Origin of the sequence: Legionella sp. W05-934-2, assembly GCF_964199965.1 — a bacterium.
GTDB lineage: Bacteria > Pseudomonadota > Gammaproteobacteria > Legionellales > Legionellaceae > JAFIFT01.
The window spans coordinates 23013-45950 of sequence record NZ_CAXMZT010000003.1 but is presented as its reverse complement, the minus strand read 5'-3'; the positions used below and the strand labels follow the sequence as shown (position 1 = coordinate 45950).

Sequence of the window (22938 nt, the reverse complement as noted above, 5' to 3'; positions counted from 1 at the left end):
TTTGGATGTAAGGATACGCGATGTACCCATCAACTCCCGAAGACAACTGGCGGTATCTAAAGGAAAAGCTATCTGACTTAAAATTGGTTAGTCCTTCAGCTGTTCGCTCTATTTTTTGTATCCCTCAGAGTAATATTCTCGATCACTTATTACTGAACAATCTGAAAGCATTTCTTGCCTTGGTTGATGAGAAAGCAACAGACCCAACAGATAAATATACCATCATGACTGGTGCATTATGCTACTTTCATTACCAAAAAGGGGGATGGCAAACGATGGCATCTGGATCAGGGTTTGCCAATACCATTGCACCCTATGTTCAAGGGATTGAAACGATACGCGAAGAGGCGCTGAAACAATTTTTTTCCTTTATCAAAACGAATCAATCTGACATATCTATGCGTCGTGATGATACCTTAATCTATCTATTCTCAGAATCACTGACAGACATAGAAAATAATATCAAACAGCAGCTCGAAGAGGAAAAAAATCCTGGGGTTGTATCAGCGCTGTGGAAATTGAGTCCATTTAGTTAATATAAGGAGAGGCCAATGTCATTTAAATTGATTGGGATGCAAGATCTGACCGAAAATGGCCTCAGTTTAAGAGCCTCTTATCAAAAACATTTCCTTTATACCCCTCAACCATCCAGTGTACTCATTAATCAAATTGAATTGTTAGAGAGTGAGTACCTAAAGAGTAAAGAAATCAAAGAAGCATCAGGAAAGCGAAAGCAGATGTTGGATTTTTTGATGTTAATTACCAAGGCTATTAAAAACAGTGATGATAAAAAAGATGAAACGTTTGGTTCACTTTGGCGAAAATTTTGGGGAACCGATTCGAAAGAAAGTCTACAAAAAGCCGAAGAAGAGGAAAAATTAAAATCTTGGGTGTTAACAGGGGCCATTATTTTTATTCGTTACAAGATTTCGATGGAATATGAACCCGGTATAACGAACCCATGGGGTTTTTTTTCTGCTGCTTCAAGTGACCCCAACAGTTCCACCTTGTATGAAAAATTAGGGGATATCCTTTGTCCAAAACAGAATCCCCTTTACAAGCCTTTATATGACGTAAAAACAATGTCGCATGGTGTTAACCATTTTGCCATGGTAAATGCCCTTTCAGGGATTAACGACTTTCTCTCAAACATGGATCCCAAACCAAAATATTTGACTGAAAAAGGCTACCGAGAAGGGCAATTGGAGGAGTATTTGAAAAAATTTACTCAAGACCCGGCCTATAGGGCATTAATTCGCCATCAAGATAAGTTAGAACAGCAAGAGAAAGTGGTCGCTAGCCTTAATAATGTATTTAAGCTTGCGAGTACTGAAATTGAAAAATTAGGAAAAAAACCGTTTAAATCGTTAAATGATTTAGAAAATGCCGTGTCGGGACTAACATGTCATGCGTCGGTCAAAACCTTATTAGATTGGTCCGTTGGCTTAATGAAAAATCGAAAATCTCTGAATGTGGAAGATTTTAATGACCAATTATCAAAAATGACAACCTATATCGCTAAGAATGCCATTTTTGGTGCACAAATCCTCTTTCGTGCGAGTTTTGCAACGCAATCTTCCGAAGAAAATGCGGCACTTAAAAGCATACTGGATGACGCGATAGGTAACACCAAGACAAACACGCTAAATTTCGCTGACCCGGAGGATATTGAAATCATTAAAAGTGGTTTAAATGCCTATAGTAGTTTAGCAAAACTAGTCGCTGATCCGGAGGTACATAAAGCCTTATGGGGTGAGCTGTCTTTAGAATCGGTTGTAAAAGATGTGATTACCAACGTCGATAGTTTGTCCAATAAGTCGCCCATCTTGGTGTGATAAGCTTTTTTTCAGGACAATGGTTTATTAATACTCGCGAAAGGCATAGCGGAAGCTATCTTGGATGGGGGTAATGAAATAATCAAACGGTGTTCGACTTTGGGTGATGATCATCACTCGCACTTGCATACCAGGATAGAGGACAATTTTGTTTAGCTTGACTAATTCGTCGGGTGGGATAGCGACTTTGACTTTGTAATACGATTGGTTTGTCTTATCATCATGGAAGCTATCGGCGGATACCAAGATCACCGAGCCAATTAGGGCGGGGCTATTTCGTTGTTTTAATGCGCTGAGATAGACTCTGGCCTTCTGGCCAATATGGATTAACTCAATATCGTTGGGATTGACTTGCGCTTCGGCAATGAGTTTATCATTCAATGGCAGTATCTGCATTACTGTTTCGCTTGGAGTAATCACGCCTCCAACAGTAAATTTATTCAAGCCAACAACAATGCCATCGGTCGGTGCGGTTATTTTGGTGCGTTTTAGCGTGTCACGCGTTGCATTTAATTTGGGAGACACTTCAGCAAGCTTGTCTTGAACCTCTTTCAGTTGATCGAGCACTTCTTTCAAATAATTGTCTTTTATTGTGATGATGCGTTGCTTGGTTTCACCAATTTTTTGTTGTGCTTTTGAAATTAAGCCCAAATATTGCCCCCGGTTCCCGGTAAGCTCTGCTGATTTTCGTTTCAATTCTAATACCTTTGGTAATTCAATTAATTTGCGTTTATATAAATAATCAACGGCCTTAATTTCTTCTTGAATCAGGGCTAATTGCTTGGTTTCAGATTCAAGTTGTGCCTTGTAACTTTCGATTTCTTGATCCAGTTGGTTTATTTGTTGATTGAGTATTTTCAGCTGACCATCAATGGTCAAGCGGTTAGAAAGTAATAGATTTGTTTGTGTCTCTTTTAAGCGCTCATGATGGGAAAGTTCATCAGGCCATTGGATGGATTTTGTTTTATCCCGCTCAGCAATTAATCGAGCTTTTTCAGCCGTGAGCGAATAATATTGCGTTTCAAGCACGTCTAAAGAGGCTTGCGCTTTGGTGACATCCAAGGTGATAAGCACTTGCCCTTTTTTGACGGTTTCTCCGTCGTTGACAAGAATCGACTCAATTATCCCCCCCTCGAGATGCTGAATGGACTTGTTTTTTGTTTCGGCAACAATCTGACCGGTGGCAACGGCCGCTGATTCGAGCGTTGAAAAGCATGCCCAAAAGATAAACCCTCCCAAAAATACGATAATGATACCAAGGCCGGCATGGGCATATTTTTGGTAAGGCGGGACCAAAGTATCAATTTTGCTTGGTTGATGCCAAGAAAATAGCTGTTTCAATTTCTGATAAAAGGCACTAATTAACTGACAGCCTCGTTTTTTTAACTTGCTATAGCTGCCGGTGGGTGTTGACTTGCTTTGCTTCATGAGCACTCCTGAGAATGTCATCCCGTGGGCCAATTTTTAATAAATGGCCTTCGGCAATTAAGGCGATTTTATCCACCATAACCAGTGCGGGGATGTGATGCGTAATAATGATGATGGTTTTTCCTTGCTGTCTAAGGTTAGCAAGTGCTGTAAATAATTGCTTTTCACCGTCGGTATCCAGGCTTGCATTGGGCTCATCGAGAATGAGTAATTGCGGGGAACCATAAAATGCTCGAGCAAGGGCAATTCGTTGTCTTTGACCACCTGAAAATGGGTTTGTGGTTATGGTAATTTCAGTATCATAAGCATGCGGTTGCTTCAAAATAAATTCATGGGCACCTGCTAATTTGGCTGCCGCTAATACCTTTTCATCATCCGCTTCGCCTAGTCGAGCAATGTTATCTTTAATCGTGCCCGGAAATAGCTCGATATCCTGGGGGACATAACCAATGTGTTGACCGATGTCTTCCCGGGGCCATTCACTGACATCCGCCCCATCGAGACGGATACAGCCTTTGTTGGGTTTAAAAATGCCACAGATTAAGCGGGCAAGCGTGGTTTTACCGGCGCCGGATGGCCCTATCAGCGCCAAGATTTCGCCTTTGGGTAATTGAAAGGATATATCTTTGATAATCGGTTGGTTCATACCTTCAATTTGATAGACAACATGATCAGCGATTAAATGACCATCAGGCGTCGGCAATTGGATGCCTGTGTCTCGTATGACAGGGTTAGAAAAATGGGCTTTCAATCGTGCATAAGCTTGCCTGACGCTTGTTAACTGCTTCCACACGGCGATGGATTGTTCAGCAGGTGCAAGCGCTCTGGACAATAAAATTGAGGCGGCAATCATGCCACCGGGCGTCAATCGCTGCATGATAACCAGGTAGGCCCCAATCGTTAATACGCTGAGTTGTAAAAAAAGGCGAGTCGTTTTGGAGATGGCTGTGATACTGCCTGTTCTGTCGCTTGCATGTTGCATCAATTGGTTGACAGGGGTATTTTTGCTCCGCCAACGATGGACGATATTATCCATCATACCCATGGCTTGAATGGATTCGACGTTGCGCATGGCCAGATCAATGGATTTTTGGTTTTCAATTGCCTTGGTATTGGCTTCAAGCAAGAGCTTTTTGGATAGGAATTCATTGATATAACCAAGGATAAAGAGAATCACGGCGCCAAAGACAGAGACGAGACCGAGAAAAGGATGTAAAAGAAAGATGATCACGATATACACCGGCATCCATGGGACATCGAATAAGGAAAAGACAGATGGACTTGCCAGAAAACTGCGGATTGCGTTAATGTCTGCTAGGCTTTGGGTGCCATAAGCATTGCCCCTCAATAAGGCATCGGCAGACAGTTTCAAGGCAACGGGACTAAGCGTTTGGTCTATCCAAAAGGCAACTCGACGCATCACATAGCCTCTGACAACGTCGATTGCCCCCATGATCACTAAGGACGCAAAAGCCAGCAAACATAAATATAGCAAGGTATATCCGCTGAAGCTGGTGAGAACATAATCAAACACTAACAGCATAAACATCGGAACGGTTAGCATTAGTAGGTTAACGACCAAGCTGAAAAAAAAGACATAACGAATGGCTTGCCGACAGGCATTCCAAACAGCGTTTAGTTGATCGGTGGGTTGCTCCATGAGCGAATGAAGGTAATGGACTTGTTTTTAGTATAGCCAGGACTTACGAAAAACCCCAATCTCTTCGTTAAAAAATGTTTTTAATTCGGTCATTTAACCGGGCTTTTAAAGCCCGGTTAAACAAGCGAGTCAAACGTCTAACTGGAAAACGTTAGGCCTTTATCATCGGCATTGACATGCACGGTTGTGCCTGGTTGAAACTTGCCGGTTAAGATGGCTTGAGCCAGTGGGTTTTCAAGTTGGTGTTGGATGGTTCTTTTCAGAGGTCTTGCGCCATAAACGGGATCAAATCCCGCCTTGGCCAAATGGGTGAGTGCTTTGTCGCTTACTTCAAGCTTCATGTTTTGTTCGCTTAACCGTTTGCGCAGCAGATCAATTTGAATCACGGCGATTTGTTCAATCTCTTTTTCATCCAGTGGATGGAAAACAACGCTTTCGTCTATTCGGTTGATGAATTCAGGTCGGAAATTTTGACCAACGACTTCCATCACCGCGGTTTTTATCTGTTCATAATCGACTTTGCCACGCATGTCTTGAATTAAATTTGAACCAAGGTTGGAGGTCATGACGATCACGGCATTGCGAAAATCAACGGTGCGCCCTTGTCCATCGGTTAGGCGGCCATCATCGAGCACTTGTAACAAGATGTTAAAGACATCGGGATGGGCTTTTTCAACCTCATCCATCAGAATGACAGAGTAAGGTCGTCGACGAATGGCTTCGGTTAAATAACCCCCTTCTTCATAACCGACATAGCCTGGTGGAGCACCAATTAAGCGGGCTACGGAGTGTTTTTCCATAAATTCAGACATATCAATGCGCACCATGGCATCTTCAGTGTCGAACAAGAAGGCGGCGAGCGCTTTGCATAATTCCGTTTTACCAACCCCCGTTGGACCCAAAAATAAAAAGGAACCCACAGGGCGCTTGGGATCTGAAAGTCCTGCCCGGGCTCGACGTATGGCATTGGCAACAGCGCTGACGGCTTCGTCCTGCCCAATGACGCGGTGATGCAAAGCGTCTTCCATTTTTAACAGTTTTTCTCGCTCGCCTTCCAGCATCTTAGAAACAGGAATCCCCGTCCATTTTGAAACCACATCGGCTATTTCTTCTTCGGTAACTTTGTTGCGCACCAATTTTGTCTCTTGCTTTTCTTCGGCATTCACGTTCGCCAGTCGTTTTTCCAATTCGGGAATGCGTCCATATTGTAGTTCAGACATGCGGGCTAAATCACCTGCTCGTCTGGCTGTTTCAAGTTCTAAACGGGCTTGTTCAAGGGCTTCTTTAATATGGGTGGCGCCTTGCATCGTCGCTTTTTCAGCTTTCCATATTTCTTCTAGGTCCGCATATTCCTTTTCATGGTCTTTGATATGGTTTTCAAGATCCGCTAATCGCTTTTTTGAAGCCTCATCGGTTTCTTTCTTTAACGCCTCGCGCTCAATTTTTAATTGAATCAAGCGACGTTCCAGTTTATCCATGCTTTCGGGCTTGGAGTCAATTTCCATGCGAATGTGGCTTGCTGCTTCGTCGACTAAATCAATGGCTTTGTCGGGTAGTTGACGGTCTGTGATGTAACGATGAGACAAGGTAGCCGCTGCAACCAGCGCTGGGTCAGTGATATCAACGCCATGGTGTACCTCATAGCGCTCATTTAGACCCCTTAAAATGGCGATAGTATCCTCAACGCTGGGTTCATCAACGAGCACCTTTTGGAAACGTCTTTCTAAGGCGGCATCTTTTTCAATGTATTGTCGATACTCATCGAGGGTGGTTGCGCCAATGCAATGTAATTCGCCGCGAGCCAGCGCAGGCTTTAGCATGTTACCCGCATCCATTGCCCCTTCCGCTTTACCTGCTCCAACCATGGTGTGGAGCTCATCAATAAACAGGATAATCTGGCCTTCTTGCTTTGCCAGATCGTTTAACACGCCTTTCAATCGTTCTTCAAATTCACCTCGGTATTTGGCGCCGGCGATTAAGGCGCCCATATCAAGCGACAATAATCGTTTGCTTTTTAAGCCTTCTGGCACCTCACCATTAATAATCCGTTGGGCCAATCCTTCCACGATGGCGGTTTTACCCACTCCTGGCTCACCAATTAGTACGGGATTATTTTTTGTTCGTCGTTGCAACACTTGGATGGTTCGACGGATTTCATCATCGCGTCCGATAACAGGGTCTAATTTGCCTTGTTCTGCTCGTTCTGTTAAATCAATGGTAAATTTTTCCAAGGCTTGTCGCTTTTCTTCGGCATTGGGATCATTGACTTGTTCGCCACCACGCACTTCCTCAATCGCCTTTTCGATGGCCTCTTTATTAGCGCCTGCTTGTTTTAATAAGCGATTGAGATTGCTTGACTCATCGCTCATCGCGGCTAAAACAAATAACTCACTCGAAATATAAGCATCTTTTCGTTGTTGGGATAATTTGTCGCAAATATTTAATAGTTTTATCAAGGCGTTGGAAGGATGAACCTCACCTTCCGTTCCCGACACTTTTGCCATGCCATCCAGGGATTTATCAACATCGGTTCGAATTTTAGCAATGTTCACCCCCGCTTTGGCTAATAGAGGACGAATACTGCCTCCTTGTTGATCAAGCAGGGCTTTCATCACATGCTCGGGTTCCATAAAACTATTATCTCGACCGACAGCTAGGGACTGTGCGTCAGCAAGGGCCATTTGGAATTTTGACGTTAATTTATCCATTCGCATGGTAGTATTCCTTGGTTAATCGCATTTTATAAATCTTCAATGAGGATAGGGAACATTCCTAATGACATCAACTTTTGCGCTTTGCAAAACTTTATGGATGTTCCCTAGCATTTTAAAGTCGCTTGGGTATAAAATAGGGTTATATTTTAATTTTTCAAGTGGTTAAGACAATGACAGATGAGCAGAGTGCAACAACCCAGGATATGCAAGGTGCTATTAACCAGATCGTCTTGGAATACATCAAAGAGCAAAAGCGCAAGCGTCGTTGGCGGATGGTGAAAGCCCTGATAGTTGTGAGTATTATTGCGTTTTTATTTTACCAATCCTATGAAATCACCAAATCAAAAATTGAAGGTCAAACAAAACCCCATGTGGGATTAATTGATATTGAGGGGACAATTTTTGATAAGCAAGCTGCGAGTGCTGATAATTTCGCGAAGAGCCTAAAGAGCGCTTATGAAAACGAGCAGATGAAAGCATTAGTCCTGCGAATTAATAGTCCGGGTGGTTCGCCGGTTCAAGCCGATTACATGTTTAATACCTTGAAGTTTTATAAGGATAATCATCCTAATATCAAAGTCTATGCGGTTTGCGTTGATTTATGTGCCTCTGCGGCCTATTATGTCGCCGCAGGTGCCGATGAGATTTATGCCAATCCCTCAAGCATGGTGGGTTCGATTGGTGTTTTATATAATGGCTTTGGTTTTGTCGACACCCTGTCTAAATTAGGCATGACGCGACGGTTGCAAACAGCAGGTGTTAATAAAGGGTTGCTCGATCCTTTCTCACCCGAATCAGAAAACGACAAACAGATTCTTCAACATATGCTTGATCAGATTCATCAAACCTTTATTGAGAAAGTCAAAGAAGGCCGTGGGAATCGTCTTGTCAATGATCCCAACCTTTTTACTGGCTTATTCTGGACAGGTATCGATGCAAAAAACTTGGGTCTTATCGATGGCTTTGCGAGTACGGGACAATTGGCAAGAGAGGTGATTCAAATCAAACGTATTGTTGATTACACCGAAAAAGATACTGTTTTGGAGCGATTTGCCAAGAATATGGGATCGGCCATGATAGATCAAGTGCCACAAGCATTAGGTCTTCAGCAACGCTTTCAATAATAACTATTGCAATTGTCGCCAAGATTGTCGTCCGAAGGCTTGACTACCGGGGCTTTCGGTGACTTTTTGGATGCCGCCACTGGTGCCAGGTAAGTATTTGTATTCAATCTTGCCTGCATTCAAAATCGCAGGGGTAGAAATGAGTCCTACTTCGGATTGAATACCACTCACAGGGACAGTCACACTGTCTCCACCGCCATCGGTATAGCTAGTAGCATCGCTGCCGTTTACGACGCCATCGCCATTGATATCAAACACATTATAATTCAGGCGGGCACCTGTTAAGGCATCCACTTCCATCAGCCAACCGGATCCACCAAATTCGCAAGGATCTTCAGACGGTATGGTCGTTGTAAAAATCAATTTCTGGTTAATATAGATCATCTCCGAGATGATTCGTTCACCTTCAGCGACCCCATTGACGATCAAATCCAGATACCAGCCTCGACTGTTGTTGGCTAATAAATTATTGGAAACACTGCGGGTGTTGTTTGCTTGTAAGAAGATGGTTTGTTGAACTAAATCGCCCCGACCACTGATGGGTGTGGAATTATCATCCCTTAAGGCGTAAACGGTTTGTACGGTGGTATCGGTTCTATCGGCGAAGGTTAAATATTGGCCTGTGCCAATATAAATTTGCAAAGTCGATGATGAAAAACTCACACGAGAAACAGTCGGGCGTATGGTGATAGGTTGATGTTCATTTTGAGCATTGATAGCGACATATAAAGGCGCATTGTCGGTACCTTGTTTGAAACTGAAATCCCATTCGTTGGGGTTGGAAGAAGATATATCAATTTTCCAAAGGTTACCAAAAATATCACCCACATAAACAATATCTGCAATCAAGTCGTTATTCACATCGACCACCGCAGGTGTGGACAAACCATTTGGTCGACCTTGAGCGAGCGGATCGTCACTCGCGCCAACACCCGTATCCAGTTTTTTGATTAAATTGCCGGTATGAAGATCCACGATATACAGCACGGCATTTCCGGTGGTGCTGGCATTGCCATCGTTTAAAGTATTATTGTAGCCATTGCCAAAAATAGCTGCCCATTGGCCATTGGCAAGGCGGACAATCGATGCCTGGCTGTAGGATAAGCCCATATCGGCATCATCGGCATCGGTGAATTCCCATTTGACAATACCGGTTGCATTGCTTTCAGCAAATTGACTCGGGTCGGTAACATCCAAAGCAAACACGCCTTGACCACCGCCGTTTAACGTACCGACCAAGATGGTTCGCCATTGACTATTAACAAAGGCATCGACGACAGTCACGGTGCCGTCCACGTAAAACTTGTGCGCATAATCCGGATCGGTGAGTTGGTTGAGATTCTGATAGACCGATTCGGGGACATATCCTAACATTTCTTGACCATTGGTGGCATCAAAGCCATGCATAATGCCATCATTGGCCCCCAGATAAATCATGGAAATTCGATTTGCATAGGTTTGTTTGAAGCTTGAATAGGTCACCCCATTTTCAGCCGCGCCATTAGGCCACACATCGGGGTAGGGGGCATTAGGGGGGCCAACGGGGACGGGTGCTGAATCAATGATATCCCCCAAAACGGACTTGCGATTGCGGAAAAGTCCGCCATTGTCTTCTTCGTTACTGCGATCACCGCGTAAGTAATTTAGTCGATTACTGCCCTGATTATCATCAAGGGCAGTTGTGGGGCTTAAATTGAGCAGGGTAATTTGGCTGATATCCAATTCACTGCTGGAAGGATTGCTTGGATCGGTGGGCCAGCGAAAGGGGATGCCCACACCGGAGCTTGGTTTAATGGTCACAATGCGACGGCCGGTATTAAAGTTTTGTTGATCAAGGGTTTTGGATGCATCCCATTCGGCACCATTGGTGGAAGAGCCATTGGTTAAAATATCGCCTGTGCTTGGGTCAATTTTAAAGGCTAATAAAAAGCCGCTCCATTGTTTGGTTTCAAAAAATGCTTGATAGACATAACTGTTGGTTGATAAAAATCCACTGCTTAATGCGGCCGATGAAAACGAACCAGTTCGGTCTAAAATGAGGTTAAACGCTTTTAATAATTGTTCTTGTAATTGGGTGGGGCTTATGACTTGGAAGAAATTATCAGGAACCCCGTCATTATTCACATCCCACTCTTTTTGTACATCGGGCGTGTCATCGCCATTACTGTCGGTAAATCCGCCCCATTTGGCTGCATACCATAAGGGGGAGTTAAAAAATATGGCACTGGGGTTTGCGGAAGGGGTGAATGTTTTTGTAAAAGGGGGGCTATTTGTAGGGAGAGGAGCAGGAGTATAATCTAAGTAATAAGCGACATCGTTTGCTGCACTGGTATCAACATCACGAACAACCAAGTATAAGCCATCCTCGGTGCTTCCTGAAATTACAAAACCCATATGCTGGATAATACCCCCGGCAGCATACTCCGAGGTGACCGTGACTTGAAGCTGACTGTTGTTAATGACCTCAATGGTGTAAATAACAATCGCATCCATATCAAAGTCTGCCCCTTGTTGCACGTCTTCAAAATTGATGCGGAATACCGCACGCGTTGACGTATATTCTGTGATATAGAAATCGACAATGTTATTCACCGGTTGATACTTATCAGGTGCTTTATAAACAGTGAATTGAGCTGGTGGATTGGTCGTTGGCTCAGGACCCACGGAGCGACCAAAAGGAACCACGGTTATCGTTTGATTGCCAACCTGGAAGCGAAACTCTGGTAACGGCGAAGGCAGGCCCACCATAAACGATTTGATATTTTGCATTTCTTCCACTGCATTAACATCAGTAATCCAGGCATAATAAGCAATGGCAGCACTATAGTAGGTACCTAACGAATTGGTTTCATGAGGCGCTAATCCGCGGATATTGCTAAACCCCGTCACCGTTTTAGGAGTTGGCGAACCATCGTTTACACCACCTGATTGACCAATAAACGCTAAGACAGAGCTATACCCTTCGCCCGTAAAAATGGTGTTGGATAAGGTCGACACATTTAAGTTGGATAAATCGCCTGAAAAGCTGCCAAAGGCACTCCCGGGAACACTGGCTCCGTCATAATTTGGATACAAATCATTGATAACGAGCATATTGGCTTTGGCGCAATATTCATATTGGCTATAAGGATCCACCCAGCCTGGTTGCGGTAAGCCTAGGGCACCATCCACACCACCACTATAACTAAACCCACTGGTTGGTCCCCCTTTTCCGGCAAAATAGCGCACTGCTTCATACATCATTTCTGCTAAGGGGGCGCCCCACATTTCACACTCACCGTTACCAATATCCCGGGTTGTTATCCAACCACAGGTGTAGCTGTAATCTGTCTGAAATAGACTAGTGGGCGTGGTGAATTTATTTAAGGTAGCGATAATGCCAACCACGGTGGTAAATTGCCCGGTATTGGCATCGATTTCATCGGTTATCGAGCTGATGTTTTTGCGCACCACACCACCATTCAAATTATTTTCATAGCTGCCGGTGATTAAACCAAACATCATGGCATCATTTTCACCAAACTCTTGCAGAAGACCAACGGGCTTATGTTCACCGTTAGGGTAGGGTTGGCAGTTTGGTTCTAAGCCGACACTATTATCGCAAACGACCACGCGAACGACATAATCTTTGTAAATGGTTAAGTTTACGCGGGTATTGCTGTCATTAACAACTTGGCTGCCTGCCACCGGTCTTTCAATACTCACCCATTGCCAAATACGATAAGGTTGGCTTAAGGCAACCCGCATTAACGGCTCTCCTGAACCAGAATTTCTCAAGGTGGTATTGGCAAATAAGTGATAGGTATTGGCTGAAGGGGCACTAAAGGGGGTATAGTCACTAATATTATACCCATCCACGCCGGAGCTACTATATTCCTTCCCCCAACTGTGCCCTTCCTGGGGAATATAGGAGCGTTGCAACACAGTAAAGTTGGTGTTATCGATAGCTCGATAGCCGCCATATAAAATTTTACGAATGGCATCGATGCGCGCGGTGGTGATGTAGTTTAAGAAATTACCACTCCAAGCACCGCTACAGGTCTTGTTGGCAGTGACACTCACTGGGTAAAAATATTGATCACTGTCGCTGTATTGATAGCATTTATAGCTATCAAAATAACCTAAGTAATCAAAATTGGGTTTATAACGGAAATCAATTTGCCCATCCCCATCGATGTCGCTGGCATCGTTGTAGGCCTCAAAATAAAGCTTGTGGTCTCGCTCGATAATGAGCATGGTTAATGGCGGAACATTTTGGGTAATGAATAAAGGCTGTTGAGAAATACTAATGGGCGCCGCTTGTACGCTGATACTCAAACTAAACAATAATAAAGCGAACCATCTTTTCATCCTTAAAACCTCCTGGCAACGGTCGTTTGTAAGACCGTTTCCGCTTCATTGGTGCTGCCCGTTCCTTTGGCCGTCACTTGATAGTAATAAACCCCGGGAATTTGCCCAGATGACTGACCGATCACTGGCGAGTCTGGGACAAATTGGATAAATTCGATGAGATAGCGTGGTGCTGTGTATACGTTGCTTAAAGAGGTTGAATAGGCCGCTGAATTTGCTTGCCACCAGGTATCAGACGCATTAGCAAAATCACTGTTATCAATTCGGTCCATCACACAAGGAAAGCTTTGGCAAGATGGGGCGGGTGTGGGCAGGGTCGCTAAGCCTATTAGCCAAGCTTCACCTGCGGCTAGTGCCGATTCGGCAGCCATAAATGAAATTTCTTTATCCTGAAGATTAGCAGACATCTTCTCTTGCATTTGCGTCGTTTGGATGGTGCTGACAGCCAACAGGGTGGTGACAAATAATAAAATAAGGGCAATGGGTAGCGTCGCCCCAGATTGCTTAATCATGTTGGCATCCCCCTGTTTCTAAAGGTGACAAACAAATCCCATTCTTTCCTAAGCTTATGGTCCGTTGGTGTGATCGTGGTGTTATTAAACGTATAACTGACCGGTTTATCATTGATTTCTTCAGAGGTGGCCATCAGAAGGCGGATTTGGGCACTGAGCACATTGCTCCAATTGTTAGACGCTTCCACTTGGGATGCGGTCATGAACGAGTCGGTGGTGTTATCCCCGTCGGTGTCGATGCCATAAATGATTTGCATTTGTTCAACGCCTTCGGCAATTTCTAATTGATTTCCATCTTTATCTACCCGAATTAATGCGGTAATTGGTTGGTTGGCCTCGTTGAGTCGACCGGTATCCGCCACAAAATAGGCAAAATAATTAAAAATCATCACATTGGCATTGGTGCCATAGGCAATACTGAGATTATCGGAGGAGTTGGTAGTGGTTGAATGTGTAATGTTTGTGTTGTTTGACCCCGCACTGGCAATAAACACATCGCCAATGGAACAGTCGGTTATCAGCATGGCGGTATCAGCATTAATGGTGAGTCGGTCATAAACGGTAATGGCTTCATCGGGCTGAGCCATCGGCGCGCTCAGTTGAACGCCTGTGCTTGAACCACTGCGTATGACTAAAACATCGGAATTATCAATTGGTAACCCGGTTAAGTTGGCGGGCAACACCGGGTCAAAGGTTCCCCCCGATCCTTCAAACCCTTCAATGGGCCTATCGAAATTATACACAATCGCATTGCCGGTTAAATTGGTCACCACGATATTATTGAGATTGGCGCAGCCACTGTAGCCTGCCATCCGCAGTTCGCGAGCGATGGAGAACGCGGCAAATCGACCATTTTCTTGAAGTCTTGCTAACGCTTGCTGGACAATATAGGTGGTTTTATTGCTGACATAAATGGCACTGACACTCGCAATTAATAAGGCGCCTAAGGAAATTGCAATCATCATCTCGACAATGGTAAACCCCTTAAGCTTCATCATAATTGCACCTCCACGGATAGGCAGGTCAGATCGACAGTAGGGTCTCCACCACAATTTAGGCCAGTAGCGCCTGTGCGACTATTATCCCATCGCATGGTAATGAGCAGTAGCGTGCCGTTACGGGTCACAGTTCCTTGGCCATTTGGTAATAGTTGGCCATTAATGGTATTCCATTCATAGGCATCGCGTTGGGCTACTTCAGCGCTTGTGCAAACAGTGCAGGAGGGATTAGAGGGGATGCCTGTGATATTATCGTAGGCGCCAGCTTGTATGCCAGCGCTATTTGCAAGCATTCGATCCGCCATATTACCAACTTGTGTAATGGCGACAGCACGAAGCTGTGCTGATTGATTGTATTTGATCGCATTTGCTTGAAGTGCAGCAATCCCTAGCATGCCTACTGATAAAACGACCACAGAAATTAGCACCTCGAGCAAACTAAATCCCTGTTGCTTCTTCATAATTGCACTTCATGTATTAATTAATATAATATTAGCTCAATATTTATCAAGTCGCCAATAAATGAAACAAAAATGGTTAAAAAATGACCAGGTGGAGCAAAGGTGAATAAAATATTGAACCGATTGGTGCATTTAATCAGAGTGTTAGTTTTTGGAAGGTTATCGATATTTAGTCGTTACGAGCGTATGCGAAGCAATCCAGAACGATCTCAAATTAAAGATCGGTTCTTCGATTCGCTCTTAAATAACGTCACAATTTGTTTCTTATTTGAGCGAATCGATCTTCTGGACTGCTTCGCGTTGCTCGCAGCGACGGCGAAGTTAGTTCGGGACGTTTTTCAGGCCCCATATAAAAGGTCATAACGACGGCAACTTTGCCCTGATTTAAAAAAACAGGGGGATATTCATGGACAAGCCGCGGTATGTCGGCGTTAGATGTCCTTCGTCAACCCACTAATTTCGCTGATAATTTTTGCATCATCGCTTTAAATAATTTGGGATTGGCAGCCACCACATTCCCTGATTTTAAGTAATCTTCACCGCCGGCAAAATCGCCCACTAAACCACCGGCTTCTTTGATGATTATAGCACCTGCGGCCATATCCCAGGGACGCAGGCCAAACTCAAAATAGCCATCAAGTCGCCCACAAGCCACATAAGCTAAATCCAACGCGGCAGAGCCCGTGCGACGAATGCCAGCGGCATCACCAAATAGTGCGGCGGCTGTTGCTAAGAATCGTTCGCTTAATGCCGGGTATTTGACAGGAAAACCACCGCCAAAGAGTGATTGGTTCATTTCCTTTTTTTGGTTGACACGAATGCGTTTAGAATTCATCTGTGCCCCTTGACCGCGCGAGGCAAAAAAGCATTCGCCACGAAGTGGGTCATAAATTAAACCATGCTCAATGCGATGTTTAACACGGACAGCAATCGAAACACAAAAGAAGGGAAACCCATGCAAATAATTGGTGGTTCCATCTAAAGGGTCGATTATCCAAACCGTTTCAGCCTCTTCATTGTGAACCCCACTTTCTTCCGCGATGATACCGTGATTAGGATAGGCTTTATGAATATGCTGAATGATAATCTGTTCGGCTTTAATATCCACTTCCGTAAAATATTCCTGTTGGTCTTTCGTGCTGATTTTGATTCGGTCAATGGAATCCATGTTTCTGACGATGATATCGCCAGCAGCACGCGCTGCGGTGGTGGCAATGTTGATCAAAGGATGCATGGGGTAAGCTCACCTATCGATAAAAGGTGCAATTATATACGCAAGTTGCTTTAAATTGCTAGTTTTTAAGCGATTAATGCATAGTACAGAACAATAACTTGCATTGATCTTATACGTGCCCGTGCCCGTGCCCAGCGAAGCGGTGCCCGTGCCCGAGAGATTTAGTATGGAGGGGAGTACTATTTTTTTAACAAATACCCAAAACATAGATTATCTGCACTTCTAAGAGTTTTACATGCAAAAAATCGGGCACGGGCACGGGCACCGCTTCGCTGGGCACGGGCACGTAGTTTAAGGATGGCATTGTCGGTTAAGACCAAACCTTCATGAACGACGGTTTCTCAGTTATAATAGTCCTCCTTTAGACAGTGACCATTAACCATGAAACTCAGTCAAATACGCATCGTTTTGGTAGCGACCACGCATCCGGGAAATATAGGCTCCACTGCGCGTGCGATGAAAACGATGGGTTTATCACAGTTATATCTTGTTTCGCCAAAGCATTTCCCCCATAGCCAAGCCAATGAGTTGGCTTCAGGGGCAGACGATATTTTGCAACAAGCCACGGTTGTTGAGTCGTTGTCTGAGGCGTTGTCTGGCTGTCACTGGGTATTAGCTACCAGTGCGAGACCAAGAGATTTGGATTTGCCAGGGTTATTACCCGCTCAGGCCGGGCAATTTAGTGCCGAACAAGACGATAGTTGCCAAATAGCGGTAGTTTTTGGTCGAGAACACGCTGGTTTGACCAATGAAGAGTTGTTACATGCGCACTTTCATATTCAAATTCCAGCCAATCCAGCGTATGCTTCCTTGAATTTAGCCATGGCAGTGCAAATCATCTGCTATGAAATGCGACAGGCAATCTTATCCCCGAGTGCGATTACTCACACACAAGTGGAAGAGAAAGCTAGCGCGGAAGAAGTTGAAGGGTTATATGAACATTTATTGGAGACCATGATCCGGGTGCAATTTTTACACCCGAATAGTCCTGGAAAGCTACCTCAGCGCATTCGTCGATTACTCAATCGATTTAGCTTAGAACGGCGAGAAGTGAATTTATTACGTGGATTTTTAACAGAAACGAATAAAAATCTAGAGAACACCCCTAAAAACTGATACAAAAAATTCTAGTAAAGGAGTTTATCGAACAATGACCATGCCAATTTATCTCGATTACATGGCAACAACCCCAATTGACCCGAAAGTGGTGGATGCTATGCTGCAATACATGGGGCCAACTAGTTGTTATGGCAACCCGGCTTCTTCGACGCATGTTTATGGCAAAATGGCAGCTATGGCGGTGGCAAAGGCACGTGAAGACATCGCTCATGTGATCGGTGCGAGTGCGGAAGATATCGTGTTTACCTCGGGTGCAACCGAAGCGGATAATTTGGCAATTTTAGGTGCAGCGCGTTTTTACCAAAATAAAGGCAAACACGTGATTACCATGGTAACCGAGCATAAAGCAGTCATTGATAGTTTTAAGCAATTGGAAAAGGAAGGATTTGACGTCACCTGGTTAACCCCTGAAGCTAGCGGCCTTTTGGATTTAACCCAATTGGAAAAAGCACTGCGCGATGACACCATTTTAGTGTCGATAATGCATGTCAACAATGAAATAGGCACCATCCAAAATATTGGGGCGATAGGGGAAATACTCGCGGATCGGGGTATTGTATTTCATGTGGATGCTGCGCAAAGCGCTGGAAAATTAGCGATTGATGTCAACAAAATGAAAGTGGGTTTGATGTCTTTATGCGCCCATAAATTCTATGGCCCCAAGGGAATCGGTGCACTGTATGTTCAGCATCATCCGAGAATTCGACTACAAGCCATGTCATTTGGCGGTGGTCATGAAGGTGGCATGCGTTCAGGAACGTTGGCAACGCATCAGATCGTCGGCATGGCGGAGGCGCTTAAATTGGCGGAATCCATGCGAGAGTCAGAGCATCAACGCTTAACATTGATGCGTGATCAGATTTGGCAAGCGATTCAAACATTGCCTCGTGTGTCAATCAATGGCGATTTGCAGCAACGGATTCCCTCGAATTTAAATATTTTGTTTGCTGGTATTGATAATGCAAGCCTTACCTTAGCATTACGAGAATTGGCTGTTTCGACAACCTCAGCGTGCTCTTCGTCTAGCCAACAGCCATCGTATGTATTAAAAGCCATTGGCTTAGATGATGAAGCGGCTTATTCTTCTATCCGGTTATCCATTGGCCGTTTTACCACCCAGTCTGATGCGGATAGAATCTGCCAAATTATTTGCCAACAAATTCAAAAGCTTCAGGCGATGGCTCCTTCATGACCTATAACGATTTGGTGCTCAGCTTATTTTTTAATCCAGTCCATGCGTGGGTTGATAATCAACCTGCGATGGATAAGATGGCTCAATTTGTTGATGCGACGGGCCACCAACGGATTGATTTTTATGTGGATTATGGTCCAACCGGTACCCTTCGCACCATTCGCTACAAAGTACAAGGCAATCCTTATCTGATTGCCGCGGCCGAGTGGATGGCTCAAGCAGTTGAAAAAAATGAAAATGGTGCCATATTAATGAATATGACACCCCAATATTGGGCTGACTTATTTGCCATTCCAAAATTGCAAAAGCATACAGCAGTTATTTTGAGCCAAGCGGCAAATGTGTTTTATAAGTTGATAGAAAACCGATGATGACCTTGAGAGAGTAAAATGAGCACAGAAGTTCAACACGTAAAAGCAAGCAAATTAAAAGGCGTACAACTAAGCCCTGCAGCAATCAAGCATTTTTTATCGTATTTGCAGCAGCAACAAGCGGCGGTTGGTGTGCGTTTATACCTGAAAAAGTCAGGATGCTCAGGCTTATCGTATCAATTTGATTATGTCAATGAAGCAGACCCCGATGATTTCGTCTTTGCATTATCGGAGCCTTATCAATTGTTCGTTGACAAAAAAAGCTATCCAATGCTGCAGGGGTGCAAAATCGATTATGTCAGGGAAGGTTTGAATTTTAAGCTAGTATTTGATAACCCCAACCAGACAGGTCAATGCGGTTGTGGGGAGAGCTTTACCGTTGAGGAACAGAACCTCGGTTGAAAGCGACAGGATTTAGGCTAACCCTCCAATCCTATACGCTGGACACTTTTTAAATTAGCCGTGGTTGTGAGCCTTTATACAGACCTTGAAAAACGTCCCGAACTAACTTCATCGTCACTGCGAGCTTTGCAAAGCAGCCCAGAGGGTCGATGAGCTCAAATAAGAAACAAATTGTGAAGTTAGTTAAGAGCTTTGCGAAGCAATCTAGCACGATCTCTGAACAAAAATCTGTTCTGGATTGCTTCACTTCGCTCGTAACGACAGTGCTTTTTAGAAAATGCCTGATACAAAGCCCCCAATCTCCAACGCAAAAAAGAAATTTTGATTCGGTCATTTAGGTTGTCTAAACGTTCGCATCAAAATTTCTTTTTGCTTTGTCCCTGGGGTTTTGCGTCAATCTTCCGTGATAATGAACAATCAACTTGGGCCACACGACGGCCCGTTGATTTTTTTAATCACGCGTACCGATGAACTCGTCATCAAAATAACGCTTTAGCTTTGTACGCAAAGTACCGCGGCTCACACCTAATACACGGGCAGCTTTCGATTGGTTATACCGAGTCTGCTCCATCACAGTGCGAAATAAAGGCGCTTCAACTTCTTCAAGAATAAGCTGATATAAATTTAACATATCTTTTTTACTCTTGTTGCTGGATGAACCTAAATAGCGCTTAACTGCAGAAGTGATGTGCTGGTGCAGTGCTTCTGCGTTTTCTTCAATATGCATTGTTGCACTCATTTTATATCTCCAACTCTATTGTGATATCAATGTTACCAAAAAAATCAATAAATGTAAAGACTGCATTTATGGTAACCATTTATTAACGGAACCTTAAGGATTGTATCGCACTTTTTTTGATTTGTTAATAGTCAATTTGATATATTTTGCTTTTTAAGTAATTATTTTAACCATAATGTGGAATTCTATTGAAAAAATGCCCGGTCTGACGCAAAATATGGACTATTTTTAATAACAGGGGTTTGGCATGACACACTATGTAATCGCCGCGATGTATCAATTTGTTCGCCTAGATCACTTCCGTACCTTACAAAAACCGTTATTAAAGGTTATGCAACAACAGCAAATTAAGGGGACTTTATTACTTGCACGTGAAGGCATCAATGGAACGGTTGCGGGAACACGAGATGCCATTGACGCACTGTATGCGTGGCTAAAACAGTATCCTGAATTTAAACAAATTCAGAGTAAAGAATCCTTTAATGAAAAAATGCCCTTTTTACGCTCCAAGGTGAAGTTGAAAAAAGAAATTGTCACCATGGGGGTTGAGAATATCGATCCAAATCATAGTGTGGGTACTTATGTCAAACCCACTGAGTGGAACGCACTGATATCGTCTCCGGATGTCACTGTGATTGATACACGGAATGATTATGAAGTTCAAATAGGGACGTTTAAGCATGCTATCAACCCGAATACTAATTCCTTTCGTGAGTTCCCAGACTATGCAAAACAACAATTGAACCCGGAAAAGCAAAAAAAAGTGGCGATGTTTTGCACGGGGGGAATTCGATGTGAAAAATCCACCGCCTATTTAAAACAGTTAGGTTTTGATGAAGTGTACCACCTCGAAGGCGGTATTTTAAAATACCTCGAGGAAGTGCCTCCTGAAGAGTCCCTATGGGAAGGGGAATGTTTTGTCTTTGATGACCGCGTGGCGGTGAATCATCACTTGCAAAAAGGGCACTATGATCAATGCCACGCTTGTCGGCGACCTATCACTGAAGAACAAAAGCAAAGCGAATTCTATGAAGCGGGCGTGTCTTGCCCATACTGCTTTGACGCCTTGACCGATGAGCAAAAGAAGCGGTTTGCTGAGCGTCAACGGCAAAGTGAATTGGCACAACAGCGCGGCGAGCCTCACATTGGCTCGGAAGTGCAGTCAGTGATTGATAAGCGTCGTCAACAAAAATATGACAAGCGAGAGCGCCAACGCAACCAGCAAGGTTAAATCCTTTAGGAAGCAGGTAAATCCTTATTTCGAAGGCGATATTTATTCCCGTCGTTGTGAGCTTTTATACGGACCTTGAAAAACGTCCCGAGCAAACTTCGTCGTCGTTGCGAGCCGGCGCGTAGCGGCGGCGAAGCAATCCAGTACGATCTTAGAATCTACTTCGATGCTTAATTTTCTAAATGTCAATTCCAAGAAGTTAACCTTGAACCACAGGCGGCATTCTATCTTGGTAGCCTAAGGGACGTCGGCTTAATTGCAGGCAAACGTTGGTGGCCAACGCCAAAAATTGGTCGGCTAAAGGGTTTTCCTTTAAAGCAGTGGGATGACCCTTGTCACAATCGGATTGAATGGATTTGTCTAAAGGCAGCTTTGCTAAAATGGGCACTTGGTATTGTTGGCTTAATTCACCCAATCCCTGCTCACCAAAAATGGCCTCTTGGTGACCGCATGCTGAGCAAGTATGGATACTCATATTTTCCACAACCCCTAAGAGCGGGATATTAGTTTTTGTAAACATATTCAAGGCCTTTTGCGCATCGGCAAGAGCGACGTTCTGTGGTGTGCTCACCACGATAGCCCCTGCTAAGGGGATTTTTTGAACAAGACTTAATTGAATATCGCCCGTTCCGGGAGGTAAATCAATGATAAGATAATCGAGGTTATCCCACTGGGTGATATTTAGCATCTGAACCAAGGCCTTGGCTAGCATCGGTCCACGCCATATCAACGCTTGTTCATCATGGCTTAAATAACCCATCGACATGGCTTGCACCCCATGAGCCACAATGGGCTGATAGAAGTCACCATCCAATGTGACCGGTTGACGTCCTCCGAGCATCGTGGGTAAGCTTGGCCCATAAATATCCGCATCTAAAATCCCCACACGAGCACCACGTTTGGCTAATGCACAAGCAAGATTGACACTGACCGTTGATTTACCGACACCGCCTTTGCCTGAGGCTACAGCGATGGTGTTTTTCACGCCTTTTAACATTTGGCCTGGTAATTGGCATAAATGGGGGCGAATCTGGCTGGTGTACATTAATTTGATTTGCCCATGCTGCCCTAATTCTCGAGCAATGCCACCAATTGCTGCATCAATTTCGGTCTCAATCAACGATAACGGAAACCCAGCATTTAGCTCAATCTTAATGATGTCGTTTTGCAAATTTACTTGGCAGGTTACACCCAGTTCTTTCAAAGTCTGCTGTTGGCTGGGTATGACTAATGATTCAATCGTGTGATTTATGGTGTCATTCATAATATGTTCGCTTAAAAAATATCATTTTGGATTTTTGTTAATCATAAATAAAACAACTTGATGGTGGCATTGATGATAATCGCTCTTCCCCGACCAGCCGCAGCTTGCTCCAGGGGGTAGACACTTTTTATAAGCTTAGACTTATCCTCAACTGCCGACGTCCCGCGGCTTGTCCCTGAGGGATGGATACTTTTGTTGAATCTTAGACTTATCCTCAAACGCCGACGTACCGCGGCTTGTCTGCGGTATCCAGAGATCTCTGTCTGTACTAAATAACAACATATCGGTCGAAATCCCTGGATCC

18 protein-coding genes are annotated in these 22938 nt (G+C 44.1%); 8 read left to right on the top strand and 10 right to left on the bottom strand.

Going from position 1 to position 22938, the window contains the following annotated elements; genetic code table 11:
* Nucleotides 1-20: 20 nt before the first annotated feature.
* Together AB3348_RS03820 and AB3348_RS03815 are read left to right on the top strand one after the other, a co-directional pair.
* Nucleotides 21-536, top strand: a complete 516-nt coding sequence (locus tag AB3348_RS03820) for a hypothetical protein (protein ID WP_367606236.1) — start codon at nt 21-23, stop codon at nt 534-536.
* 15 nt (nt 537-551) lie between these two features.
* A complete protein-coding gene (locus AB3348_RS03815; protein WP_367606234.1) occupies nt 552-1835 on the top strand; it encodes a hypothetical protein in 1284 nt (427 codons plus the stop codon).
* A 27-nt stretch (nt 1836-1862) separates the two neighbouring features.
* Here AB3348_RS03815 and AB3348_RS03810 read toward each other — a convergent pair whose 3' ends face one another.
* From AB3348_RS03810 to clpB, 3 genes are all read right to left on the bottom strand, one after another.
* Nucleotides 1863-3263: an HlyD family type I secretion periplasmic adaptor subunit gene (locus AB3348_RS03810; protein ID WP_367606233.1), complete on the bottom strand. Its 1401-nt coding sequence runs from the start codon at nt 3261-3263 to the stop codon at nt 1863-1865.
* Nucleotides 3226-4923 carry a type I secretion system permease/ATPase gene (locus AB3348_RS03805; protein WP_367606232.1) on the bottom strand — a complete coding sequence of 566 codons (1698 nt, stop codon included), beginning with the start codon at nt 4921-4923 and terminating at the stop codon, nt 3226-3228. Before AB3348_RS03805 ends, AB3348_RS03810 begins: the two co-directional genes overlap by 38 nt.
* Nucleotides 4924-5060: 137 nt before the next feature.
* Nucleotides 5061-7637 carry an ATP-dependent chaperone ClpB gene (gene clpB / locus AB3348_RS03800; protein ID WP_367606231.1) on the bottom strand — a complete coding sequence of 859 codons (2577 nt, stop codon included), beginning with the start codon at nt 7635-7637 and terminating at the stop codon, nt 5061-5063.
* 170 nt (nt 7638-7807) lie between these two features.
* On the opposite strand from clpB, the gene AB3348_RS03795 reads away from it, so the two are divergent.
* Complete coding sequence (locus AB3348_RS03795; protein WP_367606230.1) at nt 7808-8761, top strand: S49 family peptidase; 954 nt, start codon at nt 7808-7810, stop codon at nt 8759-8761.
* A gap of 3 nt (nt 8762-8764) precedes the next feature.
* On the opposite strand, the gene AB3348_RS03790 is transcribed toward AB3348_RS03795, so the two are convergent.
* From AB3348_RS03790 to AB3348_RS03770, 5 genes are all read right to left on the bottom strand, one after another.
* The gene (locus AB3348_RS03790; protein ID WP_367606229.1) at nt 8765-13111 is read right to left on the bottom strand and encodes a pilus assembly protein; all 4347 of its coding nucleotides are present in this window, start codon (nt 13109-13111) and stop codon (nt 8765-8767) included.
* A gap of 2 nt (nt 13112-13113) precedes the next feature.
* The gene (locus AB3348_RS03785; protein ID WP_367606228.1) at nt 13114-13623 is read right to left on the bottom strand and encodes a PilX N-terminal domain-containing pilus assembly protein; all 510 of its coding nucleotides are present in this window, start codon (nt 13621-13623) and stop codon (nt 13114-13116) included.
* Nucleotides 13620-14621 carry a PilW family protein gene (locus tag AB3348_RS03780; RefSeq protein ID WP_367606227.1) on the bottom strand — a complete coding sequence of 334 codons (1002 nt, stop codon included), beginning with the start codon at nt 14619-14621 and terminating at the stop codon, nt 13620-13622. The genes AB3348_RS03785 and AB3348_RS03780 overlap by 4 nt, the downstream gene beginning before the upstream one ends.
* Nucleotides 14618-15082: a type IV pilus modification protein PilV gene (gene pilV, locus AB3348_RS03775; protein ID WP_367606226.1), complete on the bottom strand. Its 465-nt coding sequence runs from the start codon at nt 15080-15082 to the stop codon at nt 14618-14620. The genes AB3348_RS03780 and pilV overlap by 4 nt, the downstream gene beginning before the upstream one ends.
* A 445-nt stretch (nt 15083-15527) precedes the next feature.
* Complete coding sequence (locus AB3348_RS03770; RefSeq protein WP_367606225.1) at nt 15528-16316, bottom strand: inositol monophosphatase family protein; 789 nt, start codon at nt 16314-16316, stop codon at nt 15528-15530.
* 381 nt (nt 16317-16697) lie between these two features.
* Between AB3348_RS03770 and AB3348_RS03765 the strand changes: the two genes are divergently transcribed.
* From AB3348_RS03765 to AB3348_RS03750, 4 genes are read left to right on the top strand one after another with little or no spacing between them, the layout of a single operon-like run.
* Nucleotides 16698-17432, top strand: a complete 735-nt coding sequence (locus AB3348_RS03765; RefSeq protein WP_367606224.1) for an RNA methyltransferase — start codon at nt 16698-16700, stop codon at nt 17430-17432.
* Between the two features lie 34 nt (nt 17433-17466).
* Nucleotides 17467-18627, top strand: coding sequence for an IscS subfamily cysteine desulfurase (locus tag AB3348_RS03760; RefSeq protein ID WP_367606223.1), 1161 nt, complete (start codon nt 17467-17469; stop codon nt 18625-18627).
* On the top strand, nt 18624-18998 hold the full coding sequence (locus AB3348_RS03755) for a hypothetical protein (RefSeq protein WP_367606222.1): 375 nt from the start codon (nt 18624-18626) through the stop codon (nt 18996-18998). The genes AB3348_RS03760 and AB3348_RS03755 overlap by 4 nt, the downstream gene beginning before the upstream one ends.
* Nucleotides 18999-19016: 18 nt before the next feature.
* On the top strand, nt 19017-19400 hold the full coding sequence (locus AB3348_RS03750; protein WP_367606221.1) for a HesB/IscA family protein: 384 nt from the start codon (nt 19017-19019) through the stop codon (nt 19398-19400).
* A gap of 451 nt (nt 19401-19851) precedes the next feature.
* Here AB3348_RS03750 and AB3348_RS03745 read toward each other — a convergent pair whose 3' ends face one another.
* Nucleotides 19852-20139, bottom strand: coding sequence for a helix-turn-helix domain-containing protein (locus AB3348_RS03745; RefSeq protein WP_367606220.1), 288 nt, complete (start codon nt 20137-20139; stop codon nt 19852-19854).
* Between the two features lie 247 nt (nt 20140-20386).
* Here AB3348_RS03745 and AB3348_RS03740 point away from each other — a divergent pair, with 247 nt between their 5' ends.
* Nucleotides 20387-21370: a rhodanese-related sulfurtransferase gene (locus tag AB3348_RS03740; protein WP_367606219.1), complete on the top strand. Its 984-nt coding sequence runs from the start codon at nt 20387-20389 to the stop codon at nt 21368-21370.
* A 199-nt stretch (nt 21371-21569) separates the two neighbouring features.
* On the opposite strand, the gene apbC is transcribed toward AB3348_RS03740, so the two are convergent.
* The gene (apbC, locus tag AB3348_RS03735; RefSeq protein WP_367606218.1) at nt 21570-22634 is read right to left on the bottom strand and encodes an iron-sulfur cluster carrier protein ApbC; all 1065 of its coding nucleotides are present in this window, start codon (nt 22632-22634) and stop codon (nt 21570-21572) included.
* Nucleotides 22635-22938 lie beyond the last annotated feature (304 nt).

What these genes read in the sequence shown, in the direction of transcription:
- AB3348_RS03740 (WP_367606219.1), top strand. Translation starts at nt 20,387, where the DNA reads ATGACACACTATGTAATCGCCGCGATGTATCAATTTGTTCGCCTAGAT.
- AB3348_RS03745 (WP_367606220.1), bottom strand. Translation starts at nt 20,139, where the DNA reads ATGAGTGCAACAATGCATATTGAAGAAAACGCAGAAGCACTGCACCAG.
- AB3348_RS03750 (WP_367606221.1), top strand. Translation starts at nt 19,017, where the DNA reads ATGAGCACAGAAGTTCAACACGTAAAAGCAAGCAAATTAAAAGGCGTA.
- AB3348_RS03820 (WP_367606236.1), top strand. Translation starts at nt 21, where the DNA reads ATGTACCCATCAACTCCCGAAGACAACTGGCGGTATCTAAAGGAAAAG.
- AB3348_RS03810 (WP_367606233.1), bottom strand. Translation starts at nt 3,263, where the DNA reads ATGAAGCAAAGCAAGTCAACACCCACCGGCAGCTATAGCAAGTTAAAA.
- apbC (WP_367606218.1), bottom strand. Translation starts at nt 22,634, where the DNA reads ATGAATGACACCATAAATCACACGATTGAATCATTAGTCATACCCAGC.
- AB3348_RS03785 (WP_367606228.1), bottom strand. Translation starts at nt 13,623, where the DNA reads ATGATTAAGCAATCTGGGGCGACGCTACCCATTGCCCTTATTTTATTA.
- clpB (WP_367606231.1), bottom strand. Translation starts at nt 7,637, where the DNA reads ATGCGAATGGATAAATTAACGTCAAAATTCCAAATGGCCCTTGCTGAC.
- AB3348_RS03795 (WP_367606230.1), top strand. Translation starts at nt 7,808, where the DNA reads ATGACAGATGAGCAGAGTGCAACAACCCAGGATATGCAAGGTGCTATT.
- AB3348_RS03755 (WP_367606222.1), top strand. Translation starts at nt 18,624, where the DNA reads ATGACCTATAACGATTTGGTGCTCAGCTTATTTTTTAATCCAGTCCAT.
- AB3348_RS03760 (WP_367606223.1), top strand. Translation starts at nt 17,467, where the DNA reads ATGACCATGCCAATTTATCTCGATTACATGGCAACAACCCCAATTGAC.
- AB3348_RS03790 (WP_367606229.1), bottom strand. Translation starts at nt 13,111, where the DNA reads ATGAAAAGATGGTTCGCTTTATTATTGTTTAGTTTGAGTATCAGCGTA.
- AB3348_RS03815 (WP_367606234.1), top strand. Translation starts at nt 552, where the DNA reads ATGTCATTTAAATTGATTGGGATGCAAGATCTGACCGAAAATGGCCTC.
- pilV (WP_367606226.1), bottom strand. Translation starts at nt 15,082, where the DNA reads ATGAAGAAGCAACAGGGATTTAGTTTGCTCGAGGTGCTAATTTCTGTG.
- AB3348_RS03765 (WP_367606224.1), top strand. Translation starts at nt 16,698, where the DNA reads ATGAAACTCAGTCAAATACGCATCGTTTTGGTAGCGACCACGCATCCG.
- AB3348_RS03780 (WP_367606227.1), bottom strand. Translation starts at nt 14,621, where the DNA reads ATGATGAAGCTTAAGGGGTTTACCATTGTCGAGATGATGATTGCAATT.
- AB3348_RS03770 (WP_367606225.1), bottom strand. Translation starts at nt 16,316, where the DNA reads ATGCATCCTTTGATCAACATTGCCACCACCGCAGCGCGTGCTGCTGGC.
- AB3348_RS03805 (WP_367606232.1), bottom strand. Translation starts at nt 4,923, where the DNA reads ATGGAGCAACCCACCGATCAACTAAACGCTGTTTGGAATGCCTGTCGG.